The organism is Hydrogenophaga sp. GW101-3F08, assembly GCF_059424585.1.
The window spans coordinates 426978-447792 of record NZ_JBWKZP010000001.1 but is presented as its reverse complement, the minus strand read 5'-3'; the positions used below and the strand labels follow the sequence as shown (position 1 = coordinate 447792).

General features: G+C 67.1%; 16 protein-coding genes and 1 pseudogene. 10 read left to right on the top strand and 7 right to left on the bottom strand.

Annotation, left to right across the window (positions count from 1 at the left end; translation table 11 throughout):
- Positions 1 to 58: 58 nt before the first annotated feature.
- The 4 genes from purL to AC07YZ_RS02340 all read left to right on the top strand — a co-directional run bounded on the left by purL (position 59) and on the right by AC07YZ_RS02340 (position 7766).
- Positions 59 to 4066 (top strand): phosphoribosylformylglycinamidine synthase, encoded by a 4008-nt coding sequence (gene purL, locus AC07YZ_RS02355; RefSeq protein ID WP_494793562.1) that lies wholly within the window; start codon positions 59 to 61, stop codon positions 4064 to 4066.
- Between the two features lie 35 nt (positions 4067 to 4101).
- Positions 4102 to 5082: a DUF808 domain-containing protein gene (locus AC07YZ_RS02350; protein ID WP_494793561.1), complete on the top strand. Its 981-nt coding sequence runs from the start codon at positions 4102 to 4104 to the stop codon at positions 5080 to 5082.
- Positions 5083 to 5290: 208 nt separating this feature from the next.
- Positions 5291 to 7093: a toll/interleukin-1 receptor domain-containing protein gene (locus AC07YZ_RS02345; protein ID WP_494793560.1), complete on the top strand. Its 1803-nt coding sequence runs from the start codon at positions 5291 to 5293 to the stop codon at positions 7091 to 7093.
- 133 nt (positions 7094 to 7226) lie between these two features.
- Complete coding sequence (locus tag AC07YZ_RS02340) at positions 7227 to 7766, top strand: hemerythrin domain-containing protein (RefSeq protein WP_494793559.1); 540 nt, start codon at positions 7227 to 7229, stop codon at positions 7764 to 7766.
- Here AC07YZ_RS02340 and AC07YZ_RS02335 read toward each other — a convergent pair.
- The gene (locus AC07YZ_RS02335; RefSeq protein WP_494793558.1) at positions 7757 to 9742 is read right to left on the bottom strand and encodes a peptidase U32 family protein; all 1986 of its coding nucleotides are present in this window, start codon (positions 9740 to 9742) and stop codon (positions 7757 to 7759) included. The genes AC07YZ_RS02340 and AC07YZ_RS02335 overlap by 10 nt on opposite strands.
- 71 nt (positions 9743 to 9813) lie before the next feature.
- Between AC07YZ_RS02335 and AC07YZ_RS02330 the strand changes: the two genes are divergently transcribed.
- Genes AC07YZ_RS02330 through AC07YZ_RS02315 form a run of 4 tightly spaced genes read left to right on the top strand, consistent with a single transcriptional unit; the run spans position 9814 to position 13453 of the window.
- On the top strand, positions 9814 to 10566 hold the full coding sequence (locus tag AC07YZ_RS02330; RefSeq protein ID WP_494793557.1) for an alpha/beta fold hydrolase: 753 nt from the start codon (positions 9814 to 9816) through the stop codon (positions 10564 to 10566).
- A 20-nt stretch (positions 10567 to 10586) separates the two neighbouring features.
- Positions 10587 to 12122 carry an SEL1-like repeat protein gene (locus AC07YZ_RS02325; RefSeq protein WP_494793556.1) on the top strand — a complete coding sequence of 512 codons (1536 nt, stop codon included), beginning with the start codon at positions 10587 to 10589 and terminating at the stop codon, positions 12120 to 12122.
- Positions 12119 to 12910 (top strand): heparan-alpha-glucosaminide N-acetyltransferase, encoded by a 792-nt coding sequence (locus AC07YZ_RS02320; protein ID WP_494793555.1) that lies wholly within the window; start codon positions 12119 to 12121, stop codon positions 12908 to 12910. Before AC07YZ_RS02325 ends, AC07YZ_RS02320 begins: the two co-directional genes overlap by 4 nt.
- Before the next feature lie 51 nt (positions 12911 to 12961).
- Complete coding sequence (locus tag AC07YZ_RS02315; protein ID WP_494793554.1) at positions 12962 to 13453, top strand: hypothetical protein; 492 nt, start codon at positions 12962 to 12964, stop codon at positions 13451 to 13453.
- A 62-nt stretch (positions 13454 to 13515) separates the two neighbouring features.
- Here the strand turns inward: AC07YZ_RS02315 and AC07YZ_RS02310 are convergent, their stop codons facing one another.
- From AC07YZ_RS02310 to AC07YZ_RS02285, 6 genes are all read right to left on the bottom strand, one after another.
- On the bottom strand, positions 13516 to 14163 hold the full coding sequence (locus AC07YZ_RS02310; RefSeq protein ID WP_494793553.1) for a GntR family transcriptional regulator: 648 nt from the start codon (positions 14161 to 14163) through the stop codon (positions 13516 to 13518).
- Positions 14160 to 15554 (bottom strand): aspartate aminotransferase family protein, encoded by a 1395-nt coding sequence (locus AC07YZ_RS02305; RefSeq protein WP_494793552.1) that lies wholly within the window; start codon positions 15552 to 15554, stop codon positions 14160 to 14162. The genes AC07YZ_RS02310 and AC07YZ_RS02305 overlap by 4 nt, the downstream gene beginning before the upstream one ends.
- Positions 15555 to 15648: 94 nt before the next feature.
- On the bottom strand, positions 15649 to 16995 hold the full coding sequence (locus tag AC07YZ_RS02300; RefSeq protein WP_494793551.1) for a glutamine synthetase family protein: 1347 nt from the start codon (positions 16993 to 16995) through the stop codon (positions 15649 to 15651).
- Positions 16996 to 17186: 191 nt separating this feature from the next.
- On the bottom strand, positions 17187 to 17966 hold the full coding sequence (locus AC07YZ_RS02295; protein WP_226492926.1) for a foldase protein PrsA: 780 nt from the start codon (positions 17964 to 17966) through the stop codon (positions 17187 to 17189).
- Between the two features lie 141 nt (positions 17967 to 18107).
- The gene (locus tag AC07YZ_RS02290) at positions 18108 to 18383 is read right to left on the bottom strand and encodes a BolA family protein (protein WP_494793550.1); all 276 of its coding nucleotides are present in this window, start codon (positions 18381 to 18383) and stop codon (positions 18108 to 18110) included.
- Positions 18380 to 18937: a septation protein A gene (locus AC07YZ_RS02285; RefSeq protein WP_226494729.1), complete on the bottom strand. Its 558-nt coding sequence runs from the start codon at positions 18935 to 18937 to the stop codon at positions 18380 to 18382. Before AC07YZ_RS02285 ends, AC07YZ_RS02290 begins: the two co-directional genes overlap by 4 nt.
- Positions 18938 to 19077: 140 nt before the next feature.
- Between AC07YZ_RS02285 and AC07YZ_RS02280 the strand changes: the two are divergent.
- Together AC07YZ_RS02280 and AC07YZ_RS02275 are read left to right on the top strand one after the other, a co-directional pair.
- Positions 19078 to 20073 (top strand): annotated as a pseudogene (locus AC07YZ_RS02280) (YcjF family protein); the annotation flags it as partial.
- Positions 20074 to 20275: 202 nt separating this feature from the next.
- Positions 20276 to 20776 carry a hypothetical protein gene (locus AC07YZ_RS02275; RefSeq protein WP_226492929.1) on the top strand — a complete coding sequence of 167 codons (501 nt, stop codon included), beginning with the start codon at positions 20276 to 20278 and terminating at the stop codon, positions 20774 to 20776.
- Positions 20777 to 20815 lie beyond the last annotated feature (39 nt).

Below are 20815 nucleotides of genomic sequence, written 5' to 3'. Positions count from 1 at the left end.
GGGTTTCCACCCATCCCCCCGGGCCACCCCGCGCCCGCCAGCCCCAAGGCCACCCACCGTGACCCTGCACCTGCGCTTCTTCGATGGCGGCAACGCCGTCAGCGACTTCAAAGTCCAGCAAATCCTGCCCCGTCTCGTGGGCATTTCCGACAAGATCACCGGCCTCTCGGCCCGCTTCGTGCACCTGGCGTCGTTCGACGCCGCGCCCGACGCGGCCACGCTGGACCGCGTGGGCCAGCTCATGGCCTATGGCGAGCCGGCCACCGAAGCCCACCTGGCGCTGGAAAAAGCCGGCGCCCCGGCGCTGCTGGTGATGCCGCGCCTGGGCACGGTGTCGCCCTGGGCCTCCAAGGCCACCGACATCGCCCACAACTGCGGTCTGGCGCTGCACCGCGTGGAGCGGCTGGTGGAATACCGCATTGGCCTCAAGAGCGGCCTGCTCGGCAAGGCCAGCCTGAGCGCGGACCAACTGCGCGCCGTGGCCGACGTGCTGCACGACCGCATGACCGAGGCCGTGACCACCGAACGCAGCCAGGCCGAGGCCCTGTTCACCGAGCTGCACCCCGCGCCCATGGAGCACGTGGACGTGCTGGCCGGTGGCCGCGCGGCGCTGGAAAAAGCCAACCTCGCATGGGGCCTGGCCCTGGCCGATGACGAGATCGACTACCTGGTGGCTGCGTTCAACGGCCTGAAACGCAACCCGACCGACGTCGAACTGATGATGTTCGCGCAGGCCAACAGCGAACACTGCCGCCACAAGATCTTCAACGCGCAGTTCACCATCGACGGCGTGGCGCAGGACAAGAGCCTGTTCGGCATGATCCGCCACACCCACCAGACGGCGCCGCAACACACCATCGTCGCCTACTCCGACAACGCTTCCATCATGGAAGGCAGCGAGGTCGAGCGTTTCGTGGCGCGCGCCGGGCAGGGCGCCTCGCCCGCCTACGCCAGCCAGGCCGCGACCAACCACGTCCTGATGAAGGTGGAAACCCACAACCACCCGACCGCGATTTCCCCGTTCCCCGGTGCCGCCACCGGCGCGGGCGGCGAGATCCGCGACGAAGGCGCCACCGGTCGCGGCTCCAAGCCCAAGGCCGGCCTGACCGGCTTCACCGTCTCCAAACTCTGGGGCGGCCTGAGCGACCAGCCGGGCGGCAAGCCCGAGCACATCGCCAGCCCGCTGCAGATCATGACCGAGGGCCCGCTGGGCGGCGCCGCGTTCAACAACGAATTCGGCCGGCCCAACCTGCTGGGCTATTTCCGCGAATACGAGCAGGACGTGGCGGGCGTGACCCGGGGTTACCACAAGCCCATCATGATCGCGGGCGGCCTGGGCGTGATCGACTCGAAGCTCACGAAGAAGATCGACTTTCCGGCCGACACGCTGCTGATCCAGCTCGGCGGCCCGGGCATGAAGATCGGCATGGGCGGCGGCGCCGCCAGCTCCATGGCCAGCGGCACCAACGCCGCCTCGCTGGACTTTGACAGCGTGCAGCGCGGCAACCCCGAGATCGAGCGCCGCGCGCAGGAGGTCATCAACCACTGCTGGGCGCAGGGCGAGCAGAACCCGGTGCTGTTCATCCACGACGTGGGTGCGGGCGGCCTGTCCAACGCTTTTCCCGAGCTGGTGAACGACGCCGGCCGGGGCGCGCGCTTCGACCTGCGCGCCGTGCCGCTGGAGGAAAGCGGCCTGGCGCCGAAAGAGATCTGGTGCAACGAGAGCCAGGAGCGCTACGTGTTGGCCATCGCGCCCGAGTCGCTGGCGCAGTTCAAGGCCTTCTGCGAGCGCGAGCGCTGCCCGTTCTCGGTGGTCGGCGTGGCCACCGAAGAGCGTCACCTGTCGCTGGTCGATGAAGGCCATGAAAGCCCGGTCGACATGCCCATGGACGTGCTGCTGGGCAAACCGCCCAAGATGCACCGCGACGTGACCACCGTCGAACGCACCGGCCAGCCCATGGACCTGACCGGCGTGGACCTGCAGCAGGCCGTGATCGACGTGCTGAGTCACCCGACCGTGGCCTCCAAACGTTTCCTCATCACCATCGGCGACCGCACCGTGGGCGGCCTGTCGCACCGCGACCAGATGGTCGGCCCCTGGCAGGTGCCGGTGGCCGACTGCGCCGTGACCTTGGCCGATTTCGCCGGTTTTGCGGGCGAGGCCATGAGCATGGGCGAGCGCACGCCATTGGCGGCGATCAACGCCGCGGCCTCGGGCCGCATGGCCGTGGCCGAGGCCATCACCAACCTGCTGGCCGCACCGATCGAGCTGCCGCGCGTGAAGCTGTCCGCCAATTGGATGGCCGCCTGCGGTGAGCCGGGCGAAGACGCCGCGCTGTACGAGACCGTGAAGGCCGTGGGCATGGAGCTGTGCCCGGCGCTGGGCATCTCCATCCCCGTGGGCAAGGACAGCCTGTCCATGCGCACGCAGTGGAGCGACGGCTCGGACAAGAAAAAAGTCACCTCGCCGGTGAGCCTGATCGTCACCGGCTTCGCCACGCTGACCGACGTGCGCGGCACGCTCACGCCACAGTTGAACAACCAGATCGAAGACACCACCCTGGTGCTGATCGACCTCGGCAAGGGTCAGAACCGCATGGGCGGCAGCGTGCTGGGCCAGGTGCTGGGCCAGTTCGGTGACACGGTGCCCGATCTGGACGGTGCGCAAGACCTGGTCAACCTGGTCAACGCCATCAACGCCCTGCGTACCCAGGGCCGCATCCTCGCCTACCACGACCGCAGCGACGGCGGCCTGCTCGCGACCGTGGCCGAAATGGCCTTCGCCGGCCACGTGGGCGTGGCGCTGAACGTGGACATGCTGGTGCTGGAGGGCGACGGCATCAGTGACAGCCGCATGGACAGCGGCGACGCCAAGAACTGGGCCACCCAGGTGGCCGCGCGCCGCCAGGAGCTCACGCTCAAGGCCCTGTTCAGCGAAGAGCTGGGCGTGGTGCTGCAGGTGGCCACCGAGCACCGCAACGAAGTGATGCAGACCCTGCGCGAGCACGGCCTTTCCAAACACAGCCACTTCATCGGCAAGACCCGCCCCGCCGCCTCCGGCATGGACGTGGGCAAGGGCCAGTTGCAGGTCTGGCGCGACACCAAGGCCGTGTTCAGCGCCAGCCTGTTCGACCTGCACCAGGTCTGGGACAGCGTGAGCTGGAAGATCAACCAGCAGCGCGACAACCCGGCCTGCGCCGACGCCGAACACGCTGCGGCTGGTCTGCCTGCTGACCCCGGCATGCACGTGTCGCTGACGTTTGATCCGTCGGACAACGTGGCCGCGCCGTTCCTGAACCTGTCGAAACCCAAGGTCGCAATCCTGCGCGAGCAGGGCGTGAACTCGCACGTGGAGATGGCCTACGCCTTCACCCAGGCCGGCTTCGAGGCCTACGACGTGCACATGACCGATCTGCAGACCGGCCGCGCGAAACTGGCGGATTTCAAAGGTGTGGTCGCCTGCGGCGGCTTCAGCTATGGCGATACGCTGGGCGCCGGCATCGGCTGGGCGCGCAGCATCACGTTCAACCCGCTGCTGTCCGAACAGTTCCAGGGCTTCTTCGGCCGCGAAGACACCTTCGGCCTGGGCGTGTGCAACGGCTGCCAGATGTTCGCCGAGCTGGCCGACATCATCCCCGGCGCCGAAGCCTGGCCGCGCTTCACCACCAACCAGAGCGAGCGCTTCGAGGCGCGCCTGTCGATGGTGGAAGTGCTCGAATCGCCCAGCCTGTTCCTGCAGGGCATGGCCGGCAGCCGCCTGCCCATCGCCGTGGCGCACGGCGAGGGTTACGCCAACTTCAAGCACCGCGGCAACCCGGGGCAGGCCATCGCGGCCATGCGCTTCGTGGACAACCACGGCGCGGCCACCGAGCAGTACCCGTTCAACCCCAACGGCAGCCCGGGCGGCCTGACGGCGGTGACCACGGCCGACGGCCGCTTCACGGCCATGATGCCGCACCCCGAACGCGTGTTTCGCAACATCCAGATGAGCTGGACCAGCGGCGACCTGAACGCCCACAGCCCGTGGATGCGCATCTGGCGCAATGCGCGCAAATGGGTGGTTTGATTCGTTGTTTCTCTTGACCTGACCGAACGCACACCATGGCCGCCTCCAGCCTCTTAGCCCTCATCGACGACATCGCCACCCTGCTGGACGACGTGGCCGTCATGACCAAGGTCGCCGCCCGCCAGGGCGCGGCCGCCGCCGACGACGTGGCGGCCATGACGCAGCTCGCGGCCAAGAAGACGGCCGGTGTGCTGGGCGACGATCTGGCGCTCAACGCGCAACAGGTCACCGGCGTCAAGGCCGACCGGGAACTGCCCGTGGTCTGGGCCGTGGCCAAGGGTTCCTTGAAGAACAAGGCGATTCTCGTGCCCGCCGCGCTGGCCATCAGCGCCGTGGCGCCCTGGGCCATCACGCCCCTGCTGATGCTGGGTGGTCTGTTCCTCTGCTACGAAGGCACCGAGAAGGTGGTGCATGTGCTGGCCCACCGCAAAGCCGAAGACCAGCAACACCACGCCGAGCTGGTGCAGGCGGTCAACGACGAGCAGATCGACCTGGTGGCATTCGAGAAAGAGAAGATCCAGGGCGCCGTGCGCACCGACTTCATTCTCTCGGCCGAGATCATCGTCATCACCCTGGGCAGCGTGGCCGAGGCCAGCTTTGCGCGCCAGGTGGCCGTGCTGGTGGGCATCTCCATCATCATGACCATCGGCGTCTATGGCCTGGTGGGCGGCATCGTCAAGCTCGACGACGCCGGCCTGTACCTCAGCCGCCAGGCGGCGGCCTGGAAACAGGCCATCGGGCGCGGCATCGTCGGCATGGCGCCGTGGCTGATGAAAGGCCTGTCGGTCGTCGGCACGGCCGCGATGTTCCTGGTGGGCGGCGGCATTCTGGTGCACGGCGTGCCCGCCATTGGGCACGGCATCGAAGATTTCACGCACACGCTGGGCTGGCTCGGCCCCATCGTGTCCAGCCTGGCCGGTGCTCTGATCGGGCTGGCCGCGGGCGGTGTGGTGCTGGCGGTCGTGGGTCTGTGGGGGCGATTCCGCGCCTCCGGGAAATCGGCTGCGGCGCACTGAGCGCACGCAGCTTGCGCCGCCCGGTGGCGGGCCCGCCGGGCGCATCCCCCATCAGAGGGGCAGGGGTGCGCCGCCTGCACTGGCAAGCCCTTGCAAATTGCGGGTGATGGGCCCCTAATACGCCTTGATCTGGCGCTGGCGGGGCGCGCCCGGCGCAGCGCCCGAGGCCCGGGTACCGCCAGTTGTGAAGAACGGGGGTCGAGCGCCCATGGACGGGATCTTCATCAGCTACCGACGCGACGACTCGGCGGGCTACGCCGGGCGTCTGTACGACCGGCTGGCCACCCACTTCGGTGGCGAGCGCGTGTTCATGGACGTCGAGGGCATCGAACCCGGTGCCGATTTCGTCAACGCGATCGAAGAGGCGGTGAGTTCCTGCCGCGTGCTCATCGTCATGATCGGTGACGAATGGACCCACGGCACCGACGCCGCCGGGCGCCGCCGGCTCGACGACCCCAACGACTTTGTCCGGCTCGAAACCAGCGCGGCGCTCCAGCGTGGCATCCGTGTGATGCCGGTGCTGGTGGGTGGCGCGGTCATGCCCCGCGCCGAAGAATTGCCCGAAGACCTCAAGCTATTGACGCGCCGCCAGGCGGTGGAGATCAACCACAAGCAGTGGGACGCGTCCTCCAGTGAACTGATACGCACGCTGGAACGGATTCTGGCCCACGAGGGCGGCCCTGAGCCGGCGTCGTTCAAAGCGAAAGCGGCCAACCGGGGCCCGGCCGTGGTGGCGAACAAGGCCGGCGGGCGGGCGCTACCCTGGGTCTGGCCGTCCGCCGCAGCGGGCGCCGTGCTGCTGGGTGTGGGCGTGTGGTGGTGGCTGCCGATGGGCGGGCCACCTTCCGAGAGACCCGAGCCAACGACTGCGCTGGTGGCGGCCAAGCCCGAATCGGCCGCGCCCGTGGTGGTGGCCAGCGCGCCGAAGACCGATGCGCCGGCCCCGGTGGCTGCGGTGGTACCCGGTGCGACCACCCGGCCGGTGGCAACACCGCCGGTGGTCGCGGCCGCATCGGGTGACACTGTGAAGCCATCTCCATCTCCATCTCCATCTCCATCTCCATCTCCATCTCCATCTCCGCCAACACCAACACCAGCCGCTGAACCGGCGGTCGTGCCGCCGCTGATCCACGAGTTCCGAGCCGAGGCGGGCGAGGGCGGTACGCGCCTGTGTTACCGGGTCAGCAATGCCGACAGCGTCACGCTGTCACCCCGCCCCGGCGAACTCGAACGCGCCGGCCGCGACTGTGTGCCGGTGGACGTGGACGTTGCCACCACGTTCACGCTCACCGCGCGCCACGCGGACAAGGCGGTGCGCAAGACCCTGCTGGTGTCGCCCCCCCGGGTGGTCGTGGCCAGACCTGTGGCGCCAGTCACTCCCGTGGCACCGGTGGCGCGGCCCGCCGCCACCGAGCCCGCGTCGTCGGCCTCAGGCCTGCCGCGCCGCGGAGAGCGCTGGGTCTACCAGTCGTCCGGCAAGTGGCGCACCAGCCCGAAGCGCCGGTTCGAGATGGTGATGCAGTCCTTGGTCGATGGCCTGGCCACCGACGCCCTTCGCCCACTCGATCCCGACGCCGGCCCGAGGGCCGAGTCGCGGCGCTCGCGCAGCGGCGCGCCTGGCTTCGTCACCTGGAGCGAGATCGGCTTCGAGTTCAGCCCCTACCTCGGTGCCTCCGTCTCGCTGGCCGAGATGGGCTCGCAGCGCGGCTTCGCCACCCCCGACTACGACCCGCAGTGGGGCGACTGGTATTCGCAGGCCAAGGTGCTGGGGCAGGAGTCGGTCAGCGTGCCCGCCGGCACCTTCTCGGCCCACAAGGTCGAGGTCTGGAGCAGCCGCCGCGCCACCGGCGGGCCCACCGTGGCCCAGGTCGAACCGGTGCGGGTGCACTACCTGGTGTGGTACGCGCCCGAGGTGAAACGCTACGTGAAGATGCAGCGCCGCGTGCTCTCTGCGGCCAGCCTCGAAATGGAGAAAGACGTGTTCGAACTGGTGGAACACCGCCAGCCCTAGGCCGCTTGACATGCATCAATCCTTGCTCACGCCCCGTCCCGGAACACCCGGTCATGCGGTACAAAGAACCATCCACAGCGGTTGGGCGCCATGCGCCGCGCTGATCACCCCCATACCCTCTCAGGAGCCCCCCATGATCACCCAGCCCCCGGTCGATGCCGACGCCCCGCTGAACAACTTTTCCAACTGCCACGCAGGGATCGTCAAGCGCCTCACCGCGCTCGACGAGTTGCCCGCCTTGCTGGAGCCCGCCGCCAGGGCGCGCCAGATCGCCGAGGAATCGCTCGAATTCTTCCGCGAAGCCATCTTCGAACACCACCTGGAAGAAGAGCGCGAGCTGTTCCCCGCCGTGATGGCCAGCGCCCAGCCCGGCGCGGAACTCGAACGGGTCAAGGCCATGGCCAAACGCCTGACCGATGAACACCGCGCCATCGAAGCGCTCTGGAAACAGCTGGAAAAGGGTTTGAAACCGGTTGCCAAAGGCCAGAGCACCCGTCTGGACGTGAGCGAGCTGCACCGCCTCGTGACCGAATACAAGGCCCACGCCACGTTCGAGGAGACCGAGTTTCTGCCCCTGAGCGAAGAAATCCTCGGCCGCAACAGCAACCACATGGCCGCGCTGGGAATGTCGCTGCACATGCGGCATGTGCCGCCGGCGAACGCCTATATTTGATCGGGTGCCGCTGCCGCGCCGCTCGGCCGCGTCCGGTAGAACGTCACCGGGCTCGCCGGCACGGCGTTCAACACGCTGCGCTTGATCTTGCCCACCACGTGCATTTCGCAGGGCTTGCAGTCGAAGCGCAGGGTGAGCTTTTCATGGCCGTTGATGAGTTGCATGGGTTCGGCGCGCACCGTGCCCTGAACCCCTGTCACACCCTTGGCTTGCTTGGGGCACAGGCTGAGGCTGTAGCGCACGCAGTGTTTGGTGATCATCAGGCTGACTTCGCCTTCTTCCTCGTGGCTCTCGTAGGCGGCGGCGATCATGTTCACGCCATGTTTCGCATAGAAGTCGCGGGCCTTGTGGTTGAACACGTTGGCCAGGTAGGTCAGGGTGTCTTCGGGGTAGGGGGCGGGCGGCTCCACCGGCTTTGCCCGCGGCAGGCGCTGCCACGCGGCGGTGCGGGCGGCTTCGAGTTTGTCGATGGCCTCGCGGCGCAAGGGGTTGAGCAGCGAGGCGGGCACGAAGCGGGGTCCATTCAGGTTCAGCGCCACGTCGATGGGCTGGAAGATGGTTTCACCCAGGCGTGAGAGGCTGTCGCGCAGCCGGGCATCGGCCTGCGCCGGGTCTTTCGCGGGTTCCAGCGCGCAGGGCAGGGTGGCGGTGGCGCTGTGGCCGTCTTCGTCGGTGACCGTGAGGCTCAGGCCGTTGGTGGTTTCGTCCAGCCTCAGCCAGGCGCCGATGCGGCGCTCGGCCGATTTTTTCTCCAGCCCGCGCACCCAGTCCATGTCGCGGTTGCGGTTGATCTGCACGCCTTTGCGCAGATCCTTGAAACTGTCCATCGGGTCTTTGGGGAACACGCGCCAGAGGCCCGGTTTGCCTGTCGACTCGGCCCGGTTGATCTGCAGACCCACCAGTTCCTTCTGTAGGTCCAGGTAACACAGGCCATCGCCGTTGTGGATCACGGTGGCCGGGTCGTCGGTCTCCAGCTCCACGAAGTGGGGGCCGACCTGGGTGACGTAGCCGATGGGGCGGCCGGGGTTCTTGGGGGTGTCGAAGGCGCCGATGTCTTGCTGGCGGCCCTGCACGAAGTAGTCGGTGAACTCGCGGTTGAAGTTCTGGTCCGGGTCGGGCTGAAAGCTGAAGGTGCATTCGCCGCTGCTGGCGCGCGCCAACTCGGGGCGTTCTTCCAGGATCTGATCAAACAACACCCGGTAGTGGGCGGTGATGTTCTTCACGTAGCCCATGTCTTTGTAGCGGCCTTCGATCTTGAAGCTGCGCGCGCCGGCGTCGATCAGGGCGCGCAGGTTGTCGCTCTGGTTGTTGTCCTTCATGGAAAGGACATGCTTGTCGTGCGCGACGATGCGGCCCTGGCTGTCTTTCACTTCATAGGGCAGGCGGCAGGCCTGCGAGCAGTCGCCGCGGTTGGCGCTGCGCCCGGTGTGGGCGTGGCTGATGAAACACTGGCCGCTGTAGGCCACGCAGAGCGCGCCGTGGATGAAGAACTCCAGCGTGCAGCGCTGTGGGTCGGTGGCGGCGCGGATGTCGGCGATCTGCTGCAGCGTGAGTTCACGCGCGAGCACGATCTGGGACAGGCCGGCGTCCTGCAGGAAGCGGGCTTTTTCGGGCGTGCGGATGTCGGTCTGGGTGCTGGCGTGCAGCTGGATCGGCGGCAGGTCGATCTCCAACAGGCCCATGTCCTGGACGATGAGCGCGTCCACCCCGGCGTCGTAGAGCTGCCAGGCCAGCTTGCGCGCGGGCTCCAGCTCGTCGTCGCGCAGGATGGTGTTCATCGTCGTGAAGATGCGGCTACCGAAGCGGTGCGCATGTTTCGCCAGCCGGGCGATATCTTGCACGCGGTTGTCGGCGCTGGTGCGCGCGCCGAAGCTCGGCCCGCCGATGTAGACCGCGTCGGCCCCGTGGTTCACCGCCTCGATGCCGATGTCGGCGTCGCGCGCGGGGGAGAGCAGTTCGAGTTGGTGCGGCAGCATGGTCGGTGGGGCGGGGCGAAGAGGCAGAATCGGGGGAAAAATTCAAGCCGGTATTGTCCTGGAGAACGCCCATGAACGCAGCCACCGAAATCGCAAAGACCGCCATCGTGCTCGTGCACGGCGCCTGGCACGGCGCCTGGTGCTGGCGCCGCGTATTGCCCCTGCTGCGCGGCGCGGGTGTCGAGACGCACGCCGTCACGCTCACCGGCGTGGGCGAGCGGGCGCACTTGCTCAGCCCCGAGGTTGGCATCGACACCCACACCCAGGACGTGATCGGCCTGATCGAGGCCGAAGAGCTGCAGCGCGTGGTGTTGGTGGGCCACAGCTACGCAGGCAACCTCATCACCTGCGTGGCCGACCGCCTGCAGCGCACGCACCCGGGCCTGCTGCGCCACCTCGTTTACGTGGACGCGGGCGTGCCCAACCCCGGCGACAGCTGGAGCACGCCGCACAGCCCCGAAACCGTGGCCAGGCGCGTCAAGGAAGCGCAGGCCAGTGGCGGCCTGAGTTTTCCGCCGCCCGACGCCTCGTTGTTTGGCCTGGAAGGCGCCGACCGCGACTGGGTCAACCGCCGGCAGACGCCCCAGCCCTTCCGGCTCTACCAGGAGCCGCTGCGCTTCGACCCGGCGCTGGTCTGGGCCGTGCCGCACAGCTTCATCGACTGCACCCACCCACCGCTGGCCACCATCGCGGCGTCGCGCCAGCGCGTGCGCAGCGAGCCGGGCTGGACGGTGTACGAAATGGCCACCGGGCACGACCCCATGGTGAGCGCGCCGCGCGATCTGGCGCAACTGCTGCTGGCGATTCACCACCGGGCCGCTTGATTCAGACAGACAGGGAAAACATGGCTTTTTCAGACACCCTCCGGCGCACGATCCGCCGGAACCTGGCTTGGGTCGCCGTGCTGATGGCATGGCCTGTGGCGGCCCTCGCCAACTGCGAACGTTTGGACAAGGACTGGGGCCTGGTCACGTTCGGTCTTGAGCTGCCCAGTCCGGGGCCGGTCAAGAGCGGGGCGCTGCCAACCGACATTGTTCAGCGCTACGCCAAAGGCGCTGCGCGTCTGGCGCCGCTGCTGGTGGCGGGTGATTTTTCGGCGGCCCAGGCCCATTGGGACCAGATCGCCCAATTGGCGGTGCGTGAGCAGCAGACGAAGGCGTTGACCGGTAGCCTGTTTTCCCTGGATGGGCGGGGCCTGATGCTCCTGGACAAGGCGCAGGCCTGGGTGGCCCGCCAGCCCCAATCACCCGCGGCTCAATTGACCTTGGCGGCGGCCTATGTCGAGGCGGCGACGGAGGCCAGGGGCAGAAACGCCATCCGGGATACCCGCCCGACCCAGCTTCAGCATATGCACGCGCGTTTTCAACTCGCCGACCCGTTGATCGAAGCGCTGCTGCCCAGAAAAGACATCTATGGCGTGGGTGGGCGCTACCTGTTGGCCACCCGCGGCCTGCTGGACGGCAGCTCCACCGTGGGGTGGTCCTCCCTCATGAAAGTCATTGCCTACGCACCGCACGACGAGAATCTCTACCAGATCGCTGCCGGGTTTGCGCATCCCCGGTGGTCGGGCGGCACCTCGCCCATGCGCTGGCGGGCTCTGATGGCCCTGGCGCACCAGCACCGGCTTCCCGAACCGCACATGACCGCGCTGAGGCAGGAGCTGGATGCCATCGACCGCCCGCCCGAACGCATCGCCAACCCGCAGGCGGTGCGCCCGTACTGGGAGGCGCGCGTGTCCGCGGCGCCGACACTGCACAACCTGGTGGACTGGATGGAGGCCGAGTACCGCCTGACGAACTGGCCGCTGCTCCTGGACATCACGCAACGCATTCACACCCTATACCCGCAACACCGCCGCGCCTGGGAGATCAGAAGCTGGGCCCTCAAGCAGATGGATCGCCCCCATGAGGCGTACGAGGCCGCCATGGCCGCGGCCGCCGTCGGCAGCGACTGGGCCATGAGCGAGGTGATCCAGAGCTACGTGCGGGGTGGCATGGGGCGCCCGTTGAAAGACTTCGCCGGCCTGTATGCGCATTGCCAGATGGCGGGTGCCCTGGCCTTGCCCAGCGGCGCCAATTGCCTGGGTTCGTCCCACACCGAAGGATTTGGCGGCGCGCCCATTGACCATCGCGAAGCACTGCGTTGGCACCTGTTGGCCGCCCGGGGCGGGCACAACAACTCCGCGCACGACGTGGCGGTGCTGCTGCCTCGCATCATGACGGACGCCGCTCAGCGAGCCGATGTGGATGCGGCGGCGGGGTACTGGCTGCAGGCCGCAGCCAGGAAGGGCCATCAGATCGCCAGCAACAAGCTGGCTGCGCGACCCGGCTGGGGGCTGTCGTGTGACGAGCGGCGCAAAGCGAACATCGCACTCCCATGATGCCTCGCACGGACCCGAAGGCCAGCCGTCTCGACCGCATCGACCTGCTGCGCGCCACCGCCATGCTGTGGATGACGGTGTTCCATTTCTGCTTTGACCTCGACCACTTCGGCTTCATCCGCGCGGACTTCCACCACGATCCGTTCTGGACCTGGCAGCGCAGCGCCATCGTGAGCCTGTTCCTGTTCACTGCCGGGCTGTCGCAGGCGGTGGCCTTGTCGCAGAGGCAGGGCTGGCCGCGTTTCTGGCGGCGCTGGGGGCAGGTGGCGGGCGCGGCGCTGCTGGTCACCGCGGGCTCCATGCTGATGTTCCCCAAAAGCTTCATCTACTTCGGGGTGCTGCACGGTATCGCGGTGATGTTGATCGTGGTGCGGCTGACCGCCGGCTGGGGCGCCTGGCTGTGGCCGCTGGGCGCACTGGCGATCGCGGCCAAGTTCATCGCCCCGGCCGGGATCGCCGCCATGCCGGCGCTGCAGGTGCTCAACAGCCCGGGCCCGAATGCGCTGGGCTTCATCAGCCGCCTGCCGGTGACCGAAGACTATGTGCCGCTGCTGCCCTGGCTGGGCGTGATGTGGTGGGGCGTGGCGGCGGGGCGCTGGGCCTTGCTGCACCGGCCGCAGTGGCTGGGTTCGGCGGACGCGCCGGCCACCGGCCTGAAACGCGGTCTGGTGACGCTGGGCCGCTGGAGCCTGAGCTACTACCTGCTGCACCAGCCGGTCATGATTGGCGTCCTGACGGTTGCGGCAATGATTCCGTCCGTTGGATCGCTTTTGAGTCAGTTGTATTGAATCGGGGCGGAGGCGCGAATGCGTAGATGTGTGGTGGCAAGGACTTTGGTATTGCTGATGTACCTGTTCGGCGGGGAGACGGGCTTCGCGGGAGACTGCCGGATATTGAAGTCCGTTGATTTTTCAAGGCTTGTCGGATTGAAGATTCAACAAGTTGCGTTACGCCATCCAGTCAAGGACACAGGTGAAGGGCCTGTCCTTTTTGATTTGTGGGAGTTCACACCGGAGGCAATGAGTGCCGTGGATTCTCGAATCAAGAGCGTTGCGCTGTGGGTCGTTAACAAATCAGGACCGAGACCACTCAGGGGACGAGTTGCATTTGTTTCGCTCGCAGTGCGCGACATATTGCAAGACGACGCCTTGTACCAAGAGTACTTCGGCGGCTGTGGTCCGGGCGATCCGAAACAAGAGGGTATTTTGCTCAGGCAGGACATCTGCCTTTGGGCCACCCACAAGCACAGCATCACTGTGGAAATAACCAATGAAGGGATGGATCGGGTGCTGTACAAGAACTCAAAACTGCGTGGCTGCCGATCATTTTGAATGTTGAAGGCTCGGGGCGGTGTGGGCGATCCGTTCGTCAAGGTTCCTGAACGAGTTTGTTGCTATGCGCAGAACGGCCGCAGGAACTGCCCGGCCACGAACAGGTCTTTCTCGATCGCGCGCCGCACGCCGGCGCTGTCGCGCAGCCGCAGCGCCATCACCACGTCGCCGTGTGCCTCGTTGATCACGCGCAACGAGGCGGACACCTCGAACAGTTTGTTGGACAGTGGCCCGACCTTGAGCCAGACGGTTTCGATCAGCGAGAGCAGGGTGGGCGACGCGGCGGCCTGGTACAGGCGCAGGTGAAAGAGCTCGTTGGCGTCCAGGTAGCCCTTGGCGTCGTTGACCTTGAGCGCGTCGCGCATCTTCTGCTCCAGCGCCAGCAGCTCGGCCACGCCGGCGGCATCGAGCCGGTGCGCGCCACGTTCGGCGGCTTCGCCTTCGAGCAGCAGGCGGGTCTGTAACACGTCGTCGAACTCGGCCAGCGACAGCCGGGGCACCAGCATGCCGCTGTGCGGCACGTTGACCAGTGCGCCTTCGGCGGCCAGCCGCTGCAGGGCGGCGCGCACGGGCATGACGCCGACGCCCAACTGCTTGGCGATCGCGTGGATCTTGAGCCGTTCGCCCGGCAGGAATTTGCCCACCGTGACCCACTGGCGCAGGCGCAGGTAGGTGCTGTCCTGCTGGGTGGTGGCGGTGGTGTTCTTCATGGGACGGCGGGCGCCTTGATCTGGGTGATCACCTCGTCCAGCGCGGCGATCAACCGATCCACGTGGGCCTCGGTGGTCTGCGGGCAGACCAGCATCATGTTGTGAAAGGGCGTGATCATCACGCCGCGGTTGAGCAGGCCGAGGTGGATCAGGTGTTCCAGCTCAGCGTCGAGCGCTTGCCCGGCCTCGCTGCCGTTGCGCGGTGGTTCGGGGCAGAACTGGAACTCGGTGCGCGCGCCCACCTGGGTCACGCACCAGGGCAGGCCGTGGCGCGCCAGGGTCTGGCGAATGCCGTCCGCGAGCCGTGCCGAGACGGCCAGCATGTGCCCGTAGGCGGCAGGGGTCATCACGTCGCCGAGCGTGGCGCGCATGGCCGCCATGGCCAGCATGTTGCCGGTGAGCGTGGTGCCGATGCCGCTGTGGCCGGGCGGCGCGTCCTGCTTGGCTTTCACGGCGCGCTCGGCGAGGCGCTCGCTCATGCCATAGACCGCGCAGGGTACGCCGCCGCCCACCGGTTTGCCGAGCACGAGCGCGTCGGCCTCGATGCCGTGGGCGCGCGCGTAGCCGCCGGGGCCGGTGCTGATGGTGTGGGTTTCGTCCATCACCAGCCAGGCGCCGTGTTGCCGGATGAGCGCCTGCGCCGCCTCCCAGAACCCCGGCTCGGGCAGCACCATGCCGATGTTGGTCATGACCGGCTCGGCCAGCACGCAGGCCACGTCCCCTTGGGCCAGCGCGGCCTCCAGCGCGGGCAGGTCGTTGAACTCGACCACCACCGTGTGCTCGGTCAGGTCGTGCACCTGGCCCAGCAGGCTGTCGCGTTGCGTGGGCCGGCCGTCGATCAGATCGACGAACACGTCTTCGATGGTGCCGTGGTAACAGCCGTTGAACACCAGCAGCTTCTTGCGCCCGGTGGCGGCGCGGATCCAGCGCACGATGTAGCGGTTGGCATCGGTCGCGCTCAGGGCGAACTGCCAGAACGGCAAGCCAAAGCGCTCGGCGAGCAAGCTGCCGACGGCGGCGGCATCGGCCGTGGCCAGCATGGTGGTGTAGCCCCGCGTGGCCTGCCGCACCAGCGCGGCGGCGACCGGCGCGGGCGCGTGGCCGAACATCGCGCCGGTGTCGCCGAGGCAGAAATCCACCAGGGCGTTCCCGTCCACGTCGGTGACTTCGGCGCCGCTGGCGTGGGACACGTGCAGGGCAAACGGCGTGCCCCAGTCGTTCATCCAGTGCAGCGGCACGCCAAACAGCAGGTGCTGCCGCGCCTGCGCCGCGAGCGCCGCCGAGTGCGGGTTGCTCGCGGCGTAGCTGTCGCGCTCGCGGGCCAGGAAAGCCTGGGCGCGGGGCCAGTCCAAGCCGGTGCGGCTGGAAAGGGAAGGGGTTGGAGTTTTCATCTCGCCTCTATCGTTTTTTCAAGATTCAACGCACATCCTCAACGGAACGCGGCCCCACCCAGCCGCGCAGCGGCGCAGGGGGTGCCACATACCCTCACACCAGCAGGAGCAGGTGTTCGCGTTCCCACGAACTGATGACGCGGTTGTAGGTGGCGTACTCCACCTCTTTCACGGCCAGGAAGGCGTCGATGAAGGCCCCGCCCAGCATCTCGCGCAGCGGCTCGCATTCGCGCATGCGCCGGATCGAGTCTTCCATGTGGCTCGGCAGTTCGTGGTCCATGGCCCAGGCGCTGCTGTTCATGGGTTCGGTGGGCAGGCTTTGCTCCACCATGCCGAGGTAACCACAGGCCAGCGTGGCGGCCATGGCGAGGTAGGGGTTCACGTCCACGCCCGGCACTCGGTTTTCCAGCCGGCGGTTGGCCGCGTCCGACTCCGGCACGCGGATGCCGCAGGTGCGGTTGTCGTAGCCCCATTGCACGTTGATGGGCGCCGACATGTGGCGCGCGAGCCGGCGGTACGAGTTCACATACGGCGCGAGCATGGGCATGAGCTGCGGCACGTAGCGCTGCAGGCCGGCGATGTAGTGGTGAAACGCGGGGCTTACCGAGCCGTCGGGCAGGCTGAAGATGTTGTCGCGCGTCTTCGCATCCAGGATGCTCTGGTGGATGTGCATGGCGCTGCCCGGCTCGGCCTCCATGGGCTTGGCCATGAAGGTGGCGAAGATGCCGTGGCGCAGCGCGGTTTCGCGCACCGTGCGCTTGAACAGGAACACGCGGTCGGCCAGGTCCATCGGCTCCCCGTGCGTGAAATTGATCTCCATCTGGCCCGCGCCGGCTTCGTGGATCAGCGTTTCCACCCCCAGGCGGTGCACCTCGCAGAAGCGCGAGAGCTCCAGGAAAAACGGGTCGAAGTCGTTCACCGCGTCGATCGAATACGACTGGCGGCCGGCCTCGGGCTTGCCGGTGCGGCCCAGCGGCGGCTGCAGCGGTTCGTGCGGGTTCTGGTGGCGCGCCACCAGGTAGAACTCCATCTCGGGCGCCACCACCGGCTGCCAGCCCTGCGTTGCGTAGAGCTGCAACACGCGGCGCAACACGCAGCGCGGGGAAAGCGCCACCGGTGTACCGTCGAACTCCTCGCAGTCGTGGATGATCACCGCGACCTGCTCCGCTGCCCAGGGCACCACCCGCGCGGTCGCCAGGTCGGGCACGCAGACCATGTCCGGGTCGGTGTCGCCCACGAAGGCGGCGTTGTCGGGCTGCTGGCCGTTGACCGTGTTGAGCAGCACGCTCTTGGGCAGGCGCATGTGGCCGGAGTTGAGGAACAGGTCCTTGGGCAGGATCTTGCCGCGTGCGATGCCCGTCATGTCGGGGATGACGCACTCCACTTCCTGGATGCGGTGCTGGGACAGAAAGTCCTGGATGCTGGGGCTGGAAGCAGACATGAAGATCGCCTTGTTTGATCAAATAATGGTCTGAATTATGCAAAATTATCCATAGTCGTCAAATATTTGATCAAATATTGTTGTAACGACGGCTCTTCGAGCCCGATGCGCGAGCACAAAAAAAAGCACGACCTCGGTCGCGCTTTTCGCCAGCAGGGAAGGGCGCCGAAGCGGCGCACCACCGTCGTTTCTTATTTGACCGTGGCCTTCTCGCGCAGGCTTTGCTGGAACGCCATCAGTTTCTGCTGCTGCATCTGCTGGGCGATCTGCGGCTTGATCTCTTCGAGCTTGGGCAACTGGGCCTGGCGCACGTCGTCCACGCGGATGATGTGCCAGCCGAACTGGCTCTTCACCGGCTCCTGCGTCATCTGGCCCTTGTCCAGCTTCACCATGGCTTCGGAAAACTCGGCCACGTAGCTGCCGGCGGCGGCCCAGTCCAGATCGCCACCGTTGGCGCCGGATCCCGGGTCCTTGGACTGCTTCTTGGCGATGTCTTCGAACTTGGCGCCGCCCTTGAGCGAGGCGATGATGGCCTTGGCTTCGTCTTCCTTTTCCACCAGGATGTGGCGGGCGCGGTATTCCTTGCCACCGTTGGCCGCGGCGAACTTGTCGTACTCGGCCTGCACCTCGGCGTCGCTCACCGGGTTCTTCTTCTGGTAGTCGGCGAACAGAGCGCGGATCAGGATGGTCTGGCGGGCCAGTTCCATCTGGGTCTTGTATTCGGGCGTGGCGGCGATGCCGCGCTTCTGCGCTTCCTGCACGAAGATCTCGCGCAGCACCACTTCTTCTTTCAGCTGTGCGCGCACGGTGTCATCCACCGGGCGGCCGGACGCCGCCACCTGCTGTGCCAGCGCTTCCACGCGCGCGGTGGGCACGGCTTTGCCGTTCACAACGGCCACGTTCTGCGCGGCGGCCCAGGGCGCAGCGACGATCAGGGCGGCCGCGGTCAGGGCCGACAGGGAAAATTTCATGGTGTTCCTCGGGTTGAAAAAAGGGGTTGGAGCGGCCGTGTGCAGCGAAGTTGCATGGCGCGGCGGCCGCAAAAAAAGGTGTCAGGGTGTGTCGGGGCCAACGGGCGGGGCGGTTGGCGGTGCGTGCATCGGTAAAAGGGTTCAGACCTTGATTTCAATCGCCAGCGCGTGCAGGCCCGCGCCGGTGAATTTTTGCAGCGCATCATACACAAGCCGGTGCTGGGCCACCCGGCTCTTGCCGGCAAACGCCGGCCCACCGATGCGCACCCGGAAGTGGGTGCCATACCCCAGCGCGTTCGCGCCGGCATGGCCGGCGTGCGCGGCACTCTCGTCGAGCACCTCCAGCCAGGTGGGCGCCAGCGCGGCGCGCAGGGTCGCGTCCAGTGCCTCGGCCGTGGGCAGGGTTGTCTCTGTCATGGTTTCGGTTCCCCGTTGGCGGCGGAGCCGTCGTCTTTCAGATAGCGCGCGATGTACAGCCCCTGGCCCACGATGAAGATCACCGGGAACACATAGCCCCAGAGCTTGAAGTTCACCCAGTCTTCGGTGGAGTAGTACGCGGCCACGTAGGCGTTGATGCCCGCCATGAACAGGAAGTAGCCGATCCAGATCACGGTGAGCCGCGCCCACACCGGGGCGGGCAAGGTCAACTGGCTGCCCAGCAGAAGCTGCAGGAAGTTCTTCTTCCAGCCCCAGAGTGCCGCCCCCAGCACGATGGCCATGCTCGCGTACAACACGGTCGGTTTCCACTTGATGAAGCGCTCGTCCTGCAGCACCAGGGTCAGCGTGCCGAACACCAGCACCAGCACCAGCGTCACCTTGTGCAAGGTCTGCAACCGCCGGTCAATGGCATAGATGATGGCGGTCTGCACCACGGTGGCCACCATGAGCACAGCGGTAGCGGTGTAGATGTCGTGCAGTTTGTAGGCCGCGACGAAAAGGCCGATGGGGAAAAAGTCGATCAGAAAGCGCATGCGGGGATTATCGGGGTTGCGGCGCGGGTCGCGGTCCAGACGCACCGGGTATCCCGTTGGACCCACGAAGGTCTTGATACCAGACCCCTTGGCCCTGAAATGCCCGCAGCCCATACTCGGCGCATCCAACGCAACCCAGGAGAGCATCGCCCATGTCCCCTCAAGAACAACAGTCCATTCTGAGCATCGCCTTGCTGGCCGCGTTTTCGGACGGACACAAGGCCGACGCCGAGCGCGAGGCCATTCGCCACCTGGCGGACACACTCGGCCAGGAGCCCGGTGGCGCCGGGCTGACCCGGCTCTACCAGGACGTGCTGCTCAAGCGCGTTTCGCTGGCCGATGCCGTGGCTGGCCTGACGGACGCCGGTCAGCGCCAGCTCGCCTACGAAATGGCGGTGTGCGTCTGCGATGCGGACGGGCGCCAGAGCCCGGCTGAGGCCGCCTTCCTGGCCGACCTGAAGACCCGTCTGCAGCTGGACGCGGCGCAGGCCCTGGCGTTCGAGCGCGAGGTGGCGGCCCTCCTGGACGCGGCCGACGAGGCCGCCCCGGTGCCCGTGCCGGTGGCCGCCACCACGCCGGCGGCGCCACCGGTGCCACGGGCCGCGCCGCTCGATACCGCGCTCGACGCCCAGCTCGACAAAACCATCCTGAACGCGGCGCTGCTCAACGGCGCGCTGGAGCTGCTGCCGCAGTCCTGGGCCTCGATGGCCATCATTCCGCTGCAGGTGCGCATGGTCTACAACATTGGCAAGGCGCACGGTGTCGAGCTTGACCAGGGACACATCCGCGAATTCATCGCCGCCGTGGGCGTGGGCCTGACGTCGCAGTACCTCGAACAGTTCGGCCGCAAGCTGCTGGGAGGGCTGATCGGTGCCGCCGCGGGCCGCATGCTCGGCGGGCTGGGCCGAGCGGCCACGGGCGTGGCGTTTTCCTTTGCCACCACCTATGCGCTGGGCCAGGTGGCCAAGCGTTATTACGCGGGCGGCCGGGTGATGAGCACTGCGCTGCTGCAGGAAACCTTCCAGAACCTGCTGGAGCCGGCCAAGCAGATGCAGGCGCAATACCTGCCACAGATCCAGGCCACGGCGCAGACGCTGGACGCGGGCAAGGTGCTGGCGATGGTGCGGGGCGGTTGAAGGCACCGCCGCCCGCGCCCGAGACCGGCGGATGCAAGCAGGTGTAAAACCGGGGCTCCATGGCGGGCTCCGTGTCCGATCGCACCGAGCGGGCGTTTTTTGTCCTGCACAATCCGCGCTACTTTGACCCGTGAAGCAGCTGCAGCCACAGGCCCGACCAGGACCCGGTTTCACCGTTTCACCCAACCTTGGGATTTCCATGATGACGAAGACGACATACACCCGTTTCAAACTGATCGGCCTGGGCCTGGCGATGGCCACCCTGACGGCCTGCGGGGGTGGCAACGACGATCCTTTGCCCGGTGATACGTCGGGCGACGTGGTGGCCAAATACATCGGATCCTGGGAAAGCGAGTGCTACACCGACGATGGCGCCTCGGCCCACCTGCGGGCCGACATCACCAAGACCAGCGCCACCGGCTTTTCGGGCGACGTGATCGCCTATGCCTACATCGGCACCTCATGTTCAGGCCCGAGCGTGAAGTCTGAAAAGGTGTTGACGAATCTGCAGATGACCCACGTGGGCACCAAGGTGACCGCGGGCGTGACCGCCGACAAGTTCACCGGCACCTCCGACCAGGGTTCGAGCAAGGTGCTGCTGCACAGCGACGGCACCCTGCTGCAGATCGGCGACCCGGACTCCGGCAAGGACGCCGAGGGCTACCCGAGCGAATTCATCGAGTACAAGCTCTCGCGCATCTGATCGGGCCCGGCGGGCCTCACGGCCTCAAAGTTCAAGGTT

What these genes read in the sequence shown, in the direction of transcription:
- AC07YZ_RS02350 (WP_494793561.1), top strand. Translation starts at nt 4,102, where the DNA reads ATGGCCGCCTCCAGCCTCTTAGCCCTCATCGACGACATCGCCACCCTG.
- AC07YZ_RS02345 (WP_494793560.1), top strand. Translation starts at nt 5,291, where the DNA reads ATGGACGGGATCTTCATCAGCTACCGACGCGACGACTCGGCGGGCTAC.
- AC07YZ_RS02340 (WP_494793559.1), top strand. Translation starts at nt 7,227, where the DNA reads ATGATCACCCAGCCCCCGGTCGATGCCGACGCCCCGCTGAACAACTTT.
- AC07YZ_RS02335 (WP_494793558.1), bottom strand. Translation starts at nt 9,742, where the DNA reads ATGCTGCCGCACCAACTCGAACTGCTCTCCCCCGCGCGCGACGCCGAC.
- AC07YZ_RS02330 (WP_494793557.1), top strand. Translation starts at nt 9,814, where the DNA reads ATGAACGCAGCCACCGAAATCGCAAAGACCGCCATCGTGCTCGTGCAC.
- AC07YZ_RS02325 (WP_494793556.1), top strand. Translation starts at nt 10,587, where the DNA reads ATGGCTTTTTCAGACACCCTCCGGCGCACGATCCGCCGGAACCTGGCT.
- AC07YZ_RS02320 (WP_494793555.1), top strand. Translation starts at nt 12,119, where the DNA reads ATGATGCCTCGCACGGACCCGAAGGCCAGCCGTCTCGACCGCATCGAC.
- AC07YZ_RS02310 (WP_494793553.1), bottom strand. Translation starts at nt 14,163, where the DNA reads ATGAAGAACACCACCGCCACCACCCAGCAGGACAGCACCTACCTGCGC.
- AC07YZ_RS02305 (WP_494793552.1), bottom strand. Translation starts at nt 15,554, where the DNA reads ATGAAAACTCCAACCCCTTCCCTTTCCAGCCGCACCGGCTTGGACTGG.
- AC07YZ_RS02300 (WP_494793551.1), bottom strand. Translation starts at nt 16,995, where the DNA reads ATGTCTGCTTCCAGCCCCAGCATCCAGGACTTTCTGTCCCAGCACCGC.
- AC07YZ_RS02295 (WP_226492926.1), bottom strand. Translation starts at nt 17,966, where the DNA reads ATGAAATTTTCCCTGTCGGCCCTGACCGCGGCCGCCCTGATCGTCGCT.
- AC07YZ_RS02290 (WP_494793550.1), bottom strand. Translation starts at nt 18,383, where the DNA reads ATGACAGAGACAACCCTGCCCACGGCCGAGGCACTGGACGCGACCCTG.
- AC07YZ_RS02285 (WP_226494729.1), bottom strand. Translation starts at nt 18,937, where the DNA reads ATGCGCTTTCTGATCGACTTTTTCCCCATCGGCCTTTTCGTCGCGGCC.
- AC07YZ_RS02275 (WP_226492929.1), top strand. Translation starts at nt 20,276, where the DNA reads ATGACGAAGACGACATACACCCGTTTCAAACTGATCGGCCTGGGCCTG.